Annotated in this window: 9 protein-coding genes; 5 read left to right on the top strand and 4 right to left on the bottom strand. The window is 69.8% G+C overall.

Annotated elements, in window-relative coordinates; all coding sequences use genetic code 11:
* A partial coding sequence (locus tag VFZ20_RS06530) for a hypothetical protein (protein ID WP_329683035.1) occupies positions 1 to 201 on the bottom strand: 201 nt, incomplete at its 3' end.
* 576 nt (positions 202 to 777) lie between these two features.
* Between VFZ20_RS06530 and VFZ20_RS06525 the strand changes: the two genes are divergently transcribed.
* Together VFZ20_RS06525 and VFZ20_RS06520 are read left to right on the top strand one after the other, a co-directional pair.
* The gene (locus VFZ20_RS06525) at positions 778 to 1,962 is read left to right on the top strand and encodes a right-handed parallel beta-helix repeat-containing protein (RefSeq protein ID WP_329683034.1); all 1,185 of its coding nucleotides are present in this window, start codon (positions 778 to 780) and stop codon (positions 1,960 to 1,962) included.
* Between the two features lie 518 nt (positions 1,963 to 2,480).
* Positions 2,481 to 2,807: a hypothetical protein gene (locus VFZ20_RS06520; RefSeq protein WP_329683033.1), complete on the top strand. Its 327-nt coding sequence runs from the start codon at positions 2,481 to 2,483 to the stop codon at positions 2,805 to 2,807.
* Positions 2,808 to 3,589: 782 nt separating this feature from the next.
* On the opposite strand, the gene VFZ20_RS06515 is transcribed toward VFZ20_RS06520, so the two are convergent.
* From VFZ20_RS06515 to VFZ20_RS06505, 3 genes are all read right to left on the bottom strand, one after another.
* The gene (locus VFZ20_RS06515; RefSeq protein WP_329683032.1) at positions 3,590 to 4,645 is read right to left on the bottom strand and encodes a type IV pilus twitching motility protein PilT; all 1,056 of its coding nucleotides are present in this window, start codon (positions 4,643 to 4,645) and stop codon (positions 3,590 to 3,592) included.
* A gap of 8 nt (positions 4,646 to 4,653) precedes the next feature.
* A complete protein-coding gene (locus VFZ20_RS06510) occupies positions 4,654 to 5,847 on the bottom strand; it encodes a hypothetical protein (protein WP_329683031.1) in 1,194 nt (397 codons plus the stop codon).
* A 208-nt stretch (positions 5,848 to 6,055) separates the two neighbouring features.
* Complete coding sequence (locus VFZ20_RS06505; protein WP_329683030.1) at positions 6,056 to 6,337, bottom strand: hypothetical protein; 282 nt, start codon at positions 6,335 to 6,337, stop codon at positions 6,056 to 6,058.
* A gap of 242 nt (positions 6,338 to 6,579) precedes the next feature.
* On the opposite strand from VFZ20_RS06505, the gene VFZ20_RS06500 reads away from it, so the two are divergent.
* The 3 genes from VFZ20_RS06500 to VFZ20_RS06490 all read left to right on the top strand — a co-directional run bounded on the left by VFZ20_RS06500 (position 6,580) and on the right by VFZ20_RS06490 (position 9,152).
* Complete coding sequence (locus tag VFZ20_RS06500; RefSeq protein ID WP_329683029.1) at positions 6,580 to 6,852, top strand: hypothetical protein; 273 nt, start codon at positions 6,580 to 6,582, stop codon at positions 6,850 to 6,852.
* Positions 6,853 to 6,962: 110 nt separating this feature from the next.
* Positions 6,963 to 8,168, top strand: coding sequence for a cystathionine beta-lyase (locus VFZ20_RS06495; RefSeq protein WP_329683028.1), 1,206 nt, complete (start codon positions 6,963 to 6,965; stop codon positions 8,166 to 8,168).
* Positions 8,169 to 8,822: 654 nt separating this feature from the next.
* On the top strand, positions 8,823 to 9,152 hold the full coding sequence (locus VFZ20_RS06490; protein WP_329683027.1) for a hypothetical protein: 330 nt from the start codon (positions 8,823 to 8,825) through the stop codon (positions 9,150 to 9,152).
* The last annotated feature ends 145 nt before the right edge of the window (positions 9,153 to 9,297 follow it).

Below are 9,297 nucleotides of genomic sequence, written 5' to 3'. Positions count from 1 at the left end.
AGCAGATTGCGGATCTGATCCGGTAAGGCCGTCTCCCAGCCGGAGCGAATGAATTCGCCGCTGGAAAGGCACGAAGTCCGACTGCGCGGACTGCCCCAGCACGGGCAATGTCACGTGCACCGGGGCGGGCTTCGGTGGCTCGACCGCGGCCTGTGTGCACAGCGATGGCGTGCGGCAGGAGCTGTCGGCGAAGGCCGACATCACGTTGTCGGAGCCGCGAATTCATTCGCCGGGGCTGGGACGCCGCGAATCCGGATCGGACCCCACTGGCATCAATCACCTCGGCTCGGGACGCCCATCACGATGGCCCGATCCGCCTCGGCTGGGTAAGACGCCGCGAATCCGGCTCAGATCCGCATTGGCATCAATCACCTCGGCTCGGGACACCCATCACGATGACCCGATCCGCCTCGGCTGGGTAAGACGCCGCGAATGCGACTCAGATCCGCATCGGCACCGATCGCTCCGGCTCGGGACGCCCATCACCGGATCAGATCCACATCGGCATCACCCCGCCGGCTCCGAGACGGCCGTCACCGCCATGATCCGTGATGCGCATCCTCCGCTCCGGCCGGCGGGAAATCAGGATTGCTTCCAGCATACACACCATTTACGACATGAGCTTGTCAGAATTAACCCGGATGGGCGCGTTATGGTTGTGATGGCGCCCGGGACAGCAGGAATTGGCGCCAGGGGTTCTCGTAGTCTCCAGTCTTTCCGCGTGCACTCCACTTCGGGAGGCGCCGCGGAGCATCCCCCCACATGGACGGAGCGCCCATGCGAAGCCACAACCTCGTCGTCACGCTGTCCACCCTGTCGCTGCTGGCGGCCTGCGCCGACCAGCCCACCGCGCCCGCCGCCCCCGACGCCGCCCCCCGGCTGGCGCAGGCGGGGGCGTGCGCCGCGTCGCCCACGTACGTGGTCCACACGGACCCGGAGCTGCGGGCCGCGCTGGCGTCCGCGGGCGCGGGCGACGTCATCGCCGTCTCGGGCACCATCGCGCTGGACAGCGTAGTGGTGGTGGAGACGGCCGGCGTGACCATCACCTGCGCCGAGCGTGGCGCGGGGCTGGAGTTCGCGCCGGGCAACCGGGACATCCTGCTGGACCTGTACGCGGACGGGATCACGGTCTCGGGGCTCCGGCTGGACGCCGAGTACGGCTACTCCCCGTTCCTGGCGCTCACCCCCGACGCCGACGGGATGCAGGACATCCGGCTGATCGGCAACGACGTGGAGTGCGGCTACTTCTTTTGCCTCTTTGCCGTGGGCGTGCCGGGCATCCAGATCACGGACAACCACTTCGAGGGCGAGAACACGCGCTACGGCCTGCAGATCCAGGGCGTGGTGCGCCGGTCGGACGGCAGCTACACGGGCGGGTCCGACGGGGCCGTGATCACGCGCAACGTGATCGAGAACGAGGGCGGCTACCCGGGCGTGTACGGCGGCATCCGCGTGCGCGACGGGGTGGGCGTGACCGTCACGCACAACGACGTGCTGGGCGACTGGTCCAACGGCATCGTGCTCACCAACATCTACGACTCGCGCGTGGAGCATAACCGGGTGGACGGCGCGCTGCTGGACGGGATCGACTTGGCGATGATCGTTGCCAACCGGGTGTCGGTGAGCAACGTGAGCTTCAAGGCCAACCGCATCAGCAACTCCGGGCGCACGGGCATCGGGGTGCGCGGGGCGTGCTACAACACGTTCCAGGGCAACAACGTGAACGACAACGCGGTGGGCGCGCGGTTCGAGCACAACACGGGCGCCAACGTGTGGCGCGGCAGCAACGAGGTGGTGCAGGACGGCGGCGCGTTCGACTGCGACCTGGACGGGGACATCGATCCCAACCAGATCTCGGGCGTGCAGTCGCAGCCCCTGCCGGACACGCTGCCGGGCCTGTCGCTGTCGGCGTCCGCCGCGCAGGCGACGGCCGGCCGCCGCGGCCTCCCCGCCGTGCAGTAGCCGAACGAATCGCCGGCCCGCTTTCTAACCGGGGCAGGCCGGGGATGGATGCACGCGAGGTTCGATGATGGACAGACGAACGCGCTGGTGATGGATGACGAGAGGCCGGCCCTGTGCACGGGGCCGGCCTCCCGCATTGATTGATTCGGGGGAATGGCGGAGCGACCGATGCATGGCAGGGATCGCGCGGGCGCCCCCTCCGGGCTCGCGGAGCTTGCCCACCTCCCCCCAAACCCCTGGGGAGGTTGAACGGCGGTTTCGTGCCCGGCGGACGGGGCGGAGGAAGGACTGGAGAGACGTGGATTCGTGCGAAAGTCGTCCGGTGGCGATGCGTGCTCGGGCCGATCGGAAAAGCTGCCGGGGCGCCCGCAATGACGGAGGCGGAACGGGGCGGGAGCCGGGACGTCGCCATCGGTCCGGCGGGGAAAATCGGACAAAACAAAGTCCTAGGAGGGCGCATGCGGTGGATGTATCGTGGCGTCGCGAGTTTCCCTCCCTCTCCCGTAAGGAGCTCCTGCGTGTCGCCGACGATCATCAACCAGGCGGGTCCCCTTCCCATCTCCACGAAGGTCCAGTGGCCCAGCAGCAACACCGTGCTGGTGGCGGTGTCGGGCTCCGCGTGGGCGAAGGCGCCCAGTACCCCGCTCGCCGTGCGGGTGACGTTGAATGCGACGGTCATCGGGGAGCTGCAGATGTACGCCAACCAGCCCTCAACCCACCTGACGTTCCCCACGGGCTTCTTTGCCGTGGACAAACAGCAGGGCGAGGTCACCGTGACCCTCAACCCGTCCAACGACACGATCACGGACGCGAACGATCACTTCAGGGTCACGCTGATCTACTGAGCTTCGCCCGCGCCGCCCACCGCGGCACCATGCGATCGAAAGGCCGGTCCTGTACGGGGACCGGCCTTTTGCGTTGGATCGGGGCGAGGGCATGGTTTCGAGGGCGATGCAGAGCCCACGCGGGGCGCCCCCTCCGGGCTCGCGGAGCTCGCCCACCTCCCCCAATAACCCCTGGGGGAGGTTGGGAAGCGCAGGGTATCTGCCACGCGACGGCCGGTCGCGGACCGGATGGAATCAGCAGGGGGACGGCGTCCCTTGGTAGAGGGGCTGTTTTCGGCGAGGGGACGGCATCCGCGTTTTTTCGGGGAGGCATGGATGGTCGTCGCGGAGCGTGGTGTCTGCCGGAGCGCATCATCCACCCGATCGCGATCAGGAAAAGACTGCCCGGGCTGGATCACCGGCGGTCAGGCGGATGCGCGGCGATGCAAAAGCGCGAGGCCGGCTCCGCGCGTGGGGAGCCGGCCTCGTGGCTTGGATACAAGATCCTTCGTCGCCGCCAGGGATCATGCACGGGCGTAGATCGCGCGGCGGCGCCTCAGGATGACGCTTTCTCGCGGGGAGGGCGGTCAGTCCCTCGCAGGGCGACGCTTTCTCGCGGGGAGGACGGTCAGTCCCTCGCAGGACGACGCTTTCTCGCGGGGAGGGCGGTCAGTCCCGGGCGGGAGTCTACCGCGACCTCCAGTGACGCATCTCGCGAGGAGGGCGATTCACCGCGCGGGAACTACATCGCGCGATGAAGTACTCTGCTGCCTCTGCTCCCTCTGCGTGAAAAAGCAGTTGCGTCAGCCGGCGTACTGCTGGAAGAGCGACTTGTCCATCGCCTTTGCGTACGCCTCCTTGCCCTCCACGAGCCCCGCCATCAGGTGCGCGAGAATGGACTGGTCCATCTGCACCATCCCCTCCTTCTTGCCCGTCTGGATGATGGAGGGAATCTGGTGCGTCTTGCCCTCGCGGATGAGGTTGGAGACGGCCGGCGTGCCCACCATGATCTCGTGCGCGGCCACCCGCCCCTTGCCGCCCTTCTTGCGCAGCAGCTGCTGCGCCACCACGCCCCGAAGGCTCTCGGAGAGCATCGCGCGGATCTGGTGCTGCAGGTCGCCGGGAAAGGTGTCGATGATGCGGTCCACCGTCTTGTGCGCGCTGTTGGTGTGCAGCGTGCCGAACACCAGGTGCCCCGTCTCGGCCGCCGTGAGCGCCAGGCCGATGGTCTCGCGGTCGCGCATCTCGCCCACCAGGATCACGTCGGGGTCCTCGCGCAGGGCGGCCTTGAGCGCCGCCGCGAAGCTGGCCGTGTGGGGGCCCACCTCGCGCTGGTTGACGAGGGCCTTCTTGTTGTGGTGGACGAACTCGATGGGATCCTCGATGGTGAGGATGTGCTCCGGCCGGGTGGCGTTGATCAGGTCGATCATGGCCGCCAGCGTGGTGGACTTGCCCGAGCCCGTGGGCCCCGTCACCAGCACGAGCCCCTTGTTGAGGTCCGTGAAGCGGCGGATGGCGTCCGGCAGCCCGATCTCCTCCGCCGTGGGGATCTTCGAAGGGATGATGCGGAACACCGCCCCCGGCCCGCGGTGCTGGCGAAAGAAGTTGCCGCGAAAGCGCGCCGTGCCGGGAATCTCGTAGGCAAAGTCCAGGTCGTGCGTGGACTTCCACCACTCCAGCTGCGCGGGCGTGAGGATCTCGCCCAGCAGCACCATCAGGTCCGGCTCCGTCAGGTCGCGGAACTTGACGGGCTGCAGGTGCCCGTGCACGCGCAGCACGGGCGGGCCCCCGCAGCTCAGGTGCAGGTCGGAGCCGCCGTGCTGCACCAACAGGTTGAGGAACTGGTCGATCTTGGGCATCCGTCCCGCTACTCCAGCATCCAGGCCGGCCCGCCCTCGTCCAGGCGAAGCCGCGCCACGCAATCGAACTCCGCCGCCGGCGCGGCGTCGTGCCGCTCCAGCACGGCCACGAACGGCGCCACGCGGCGCAGGGCCATCAGGTCATCCGCCGCCAGCGCCTCCACGCCCACAGTGACGGCGTCGGGGACGAACGGCTCCAGCCCCGCGGCGGCCGCGCCGACCGATCCATCCGTCGACACCACCAGCGTCCCCGGCGGCGCGGCGCCCGCGCGGTCGGAGAGGTGGATGGCGCGCGCGCCGTCCCCCAGCAGCAGCGCGGGAAGCAGCGCCAGCAGCGCCTCGGCCGCGCGGTGGGCGCCCGGCGGGCAGACGACGCGCGCGGCCACCCCGCCCGCCCGGCGCGCCTCGCGGGCGCGGCGCACGAGCGCGGCGTCCGCCTCCACGCGCGCGGCGTCGGCGGCCAGGCGCGCGCCGGAGACGGCCGCCCACTCCGTCGCCTCGCCGCTGACGAGGGCGTGGCACTCCAGCGTGCGCACGTCGCCGCCCACGCGGGCCACGGCGCTCCACGCCGTCTCGCCGGCCGGCGGCGCCGCGGGGGAAACCAGGCCGCCCAGCGCGTCGCGCCACTCCGGCGCCAGCGCCCGGCAGACCACGTCGCCCGCGCGGTACCACCCCGTGGCGCGCCCCGGCCGCGCGCTCACACCGAACGCCGTGGCGCCGCGCTCCAGCGCCTCGGCCAGGAACGCGGCCAGCCCCACGCCCTCCGCGGGTCCGTGCACGGCCTCGATGAGCTCGGCGATGGACTCCGGCGAGGTGAGCGCGGGGACCACCTCCGTGGCGCCCGTGAGCAGGCGCACCTCGTCCAGGCGCTCCACCCCGCCCAGGTCGGGCATGACCACCGTCACGCGGCCCTCGTCCCACAGCACGGGAAGGATGCGGTGCTCGGCCGCCCACGCGGCGGACACGCGCGAGGCCAGGGCGTGGTCGATGTTCTCGGGGCGCAGGTGGACGAACGGGATGTCGTGCTGGTTGGCCAGCCCCCACCACAGCTCCTCGCGGCTCAGGATGCCCAGCGCCACCAGCGCGTCGCCCATGTAGCCGCCATGTGCCTGCTGGTGCGCCAGGGCACGCTCCACCTCGTCGGCGGTCACGCGCCCCATCTGCACCAGCATCTCTCCCAGCCGGATCGGCCGCTTGGTCATGCGCGCGAGGGAGTGGGGGAAGGCCCGGCCGGTGCACGGCGGGCGCGAAGCAGCCGCGGTCGCGGCGTTCCCTGCCGAGTTTCGGCCGGGACGCCGCCCCGCTGAACCGCGCGTTCTGTGACAAGGTGCGCTAAAGGTATGCAACCGCACGCCCTCCGCGCCACCCATGGACGCGTGGAGCGGGCCGATCCGGTTCGCGGACCGCGCCTCACATTGCCGGGTCCAGCCCCCACCACGCGCGACCAGCGGACTCCGTCACGAGGACGGAGCAGGTGCACGCGGTCCGGTTCGCCGCGCGGCGGGCACGGACGAGCACCTGCTCCGGCGCGAGGTCGCCCGAGAACGCGTACTCGCCCGCGGGGAGCTCGTACGCGCCGCCGCTTCCGTGCACCACAGCGGCGAATCCCTCCGCCTCCATCTCCACCCGCAGCCCGTCGTAGTCCTCCCACTCCGCGCCGTGCAGCTCCACGCGTACGGTGAAATCCGCCATCTCGTCCCGAATCCGGAGAAAAGACCAACGTCTGGCTCACTGAAACAGCATTCTCACACGGGGCCTTCGGCCAACGGAGTCAACGGTTGGTTCTTTGATCCGTTACCGTTCACTCCGTTGGCCGCAGGCCCCGTGTGAGACCCTTCCGTAGATCTGTCCCGTGCGCCGATGCCCGCGGCGCGCCAGTATAGGGGCCGCATGGCGCGTCCCGCATCCCCGCATCGGCGAAAAGGAGTGGCGAGATGACGGATGACCCGCGGCCGTGGAACCCGGTGGTGGCGACGATCCAGCGGCTGCTCGACGCGGATCCTCGCCTTTTGCACGTGGACGTCAAAGGCGGCGCGGTGGAGCTGAACGTGGAGATGGGCTCCTGCTGGGTCACCGTGGACGACGCGCGCGGGTGGGAGCCCGCGACGGACGAGCACGCGCGGGCGCTGGCGGAGCGGGTCGCGGCCGAGCTGGCGGAGTGCCGGGAGGAAGAGCACTGGAGGGACGCCTGCCTGTTCCTGCCCTGATCCGGATCTCCCCTCCCGATCGGCCCAGTGTCCGCATACAGTATACGGTACATATTTCGCTTGGTCCGCGGGATGTGCTGCATCGTCTCCCACCCCACCCGGCCTGGCAGATGACCGACTGGACCACGCGCCTGATCCACCCCGACACGCGGCCGCCCGAGGGATTTCGCTCGCTGGTGCCGCCGGTGCACCGCGGATCCACCGTCGTCTTCAGCAGCACGGCCGAGGTGTCGGACGACTGGCATCACAAGGACGGCTACACCTACGGCCTGTACGGCACGCCGACGGCGCGCGACCTGGCCGGGCGCATCGCCGCGCTGGAGGGCGGGCACTACACGTTCATCACGCCGGGCGGGCAGGCCGCCATCGCGCTGATCTCCTTTGCCTTTACCCGCGCCGGCGACCACGCGCTCATCCCCGACAGCGCGTACGGCCCCACGCGCCAGTTCGCCGACGACGTTCTGGCCCGCTTTGGCGTGGAGGTGGAGACGTACGCACCCGGCCTGGGCGGGGAGATCGAGGGGCGGATGCGGGCGAACACGCGGCTGGTGTGGTGCGAGAGCCCGGGATCGGCCACGATGGAGGTGCAGGACGTCCCGGCGATCGCGCGGGCGGCGCACCGGCACGGCGCCGTGGTGGCGCTGGACAACACGTACGCGGCCGGCGTCTACTTCGACGCGTTCGCGCACGGCGTGGACGTGACCATGCAGGCGCTCACCAAGTACGTGGGCGGGCACAGCGACCTGCTGCTGGGCTCCGTCACGGCCCGCACCGAGGCGGAGTACGAGGCCCTGGGGCTGATGCACGCGCGGCTGGGGCTGGGCGCCTCGCCGGACGACTGCTCGCTCGCCCTGCGGGGGATGCAGACGCTGGGCGTGCGGCTGGCGGCGCTGGAGCGCGGAACGCTCCAGGTGGCGCGGTGGCTCGCCAGGCACCCCGCCGTGGAGACGGTGCTGCACCCCGCGCTTCCCTCCTGCCCCGGCCACGCGCTGTGGCAGCGCGACTTTACGGGCAGCACCAGCGTGTTCTCCATCGTGCTCGCCGCGCCGGCCACGCGCGGGCAGGTGGCGGCGTTCGTGGACGGGCTGCGATGGTTCGAGATCGGCTACAGCTGGGGCGGCGTCACCAGCCTGGCGGTGCCGTTCTTCGACCTTCACCGCACCCACGGCCCCGCCTACGACGGCCGCCTGGTGCGCCTGAACGTGGGCCTGGAGCACCCGGACGACCTCGTGGCCGACCTGGACCAGGCCTTCCGCGCCGCCGGGCTGCCCGCATCCCCCGCCCCGCTGGCGGGCGCGTCGGACGGCAGCGGATGACCGGCTTGGGGGCCAGAAAGAACACGGGTCCTTTGGCAGCTACCCAGCCGGCCTGGACCTCCGAGACCGGATCGGGAAATGCAGTTGTTTCCTGAGGGGCCCTCGCGAACTCGGTGTTGCCAAACCCCACGCTTTGAGCCGCGTCATCCTGAGGAGCCGCCGCTTGGTCCCTGTCCGCACGTGATCCCTGGCGGCGACGAAGGATCTTGCCCGCGAAACGCTGCGGCGACCCTCGTGCAAAGAAGCCGCGTTCGAGTTTCGCACACAAGATCCTTCGGTCGCGCCGAGGTCTTGTGCGCGTTCAGGGTACGCGCGGCGCTCCCTCAGGATGACGCTCCTTGGGTTCCATCCAGGGTTGGTTTGGCAACACCTCTCAGGAAATCAACGCCCTTGCGCAGTGCTTATGCGAATTGGGTATGAGGCCGAGCCGGAGGAGCAGCCGACGCGAATCGGACACCCGTGCGCCGGTCCCGTCATCGACCGGGTTCATCCATCGTGGCGCCATCCGGGAGGGCTGAACCGCTCGTAATTCCGCTGTCTACGCGGCCCTGTTCGCGACAATAGAAAAACCTTGGATCACGTGGGACGGCGCTGTATCCTGGCGGGGCGGTTTCCCCCCTTTTTTCGTCCCGTCACTCCCATGGAGATCCACGCATGGCGTCGCCCGTGATCATCAACCAGGCCGGACCCCTTCCCATCAAGACCACCATCGAGTGGCCCAGCACCAACACCGTGATCGTGGCGGTGTCGGGCTCCGCCTTCGCGCAAAAGCCCGCCACCATGCTGGGGGTCAACGTGTCCATCAAGGACGCGTGGAACACCATCCAGGTGTTCGCGAACCAGGCCGGAACGCACATGGCGTTTCCCACCGGGTTCTTCCCGGTCAACGGTGCGTTCGGCGAGATCACCCTCACGCTCAGCGCCGTGGACGGCAACACGATGACGGACGCCAACGACCACTTCACGGTCGCCCTGATCTACTGAAACCGGATCGGAAAAGCAGGTTGTCTTCCTGAGTCATCCGGCGCTGCGCGCACCTCGTGGGATGAAGCTGCGCCGTACAACCTCCCCCAGGGTTTTTTGGGGGAGGTGGGCGAGCTCCGCGAGCCCGGAGGGGGCGCTCGCGCGG

It is taken from the genome of Longimicrobium sp. (genome assembly GCF_036280135.1).
Lineage (GTDB): Bacteria > Gemmatimonadota > Gemmatimonadetes > Longimicrobiales > Longimicrobiaceae > Longimicrobium.
The sequence above is the reverse complement of the archived record's forward strand: the minus strand, read 5'-3'. Positions and strand labels throughout refer to the sequence as shown.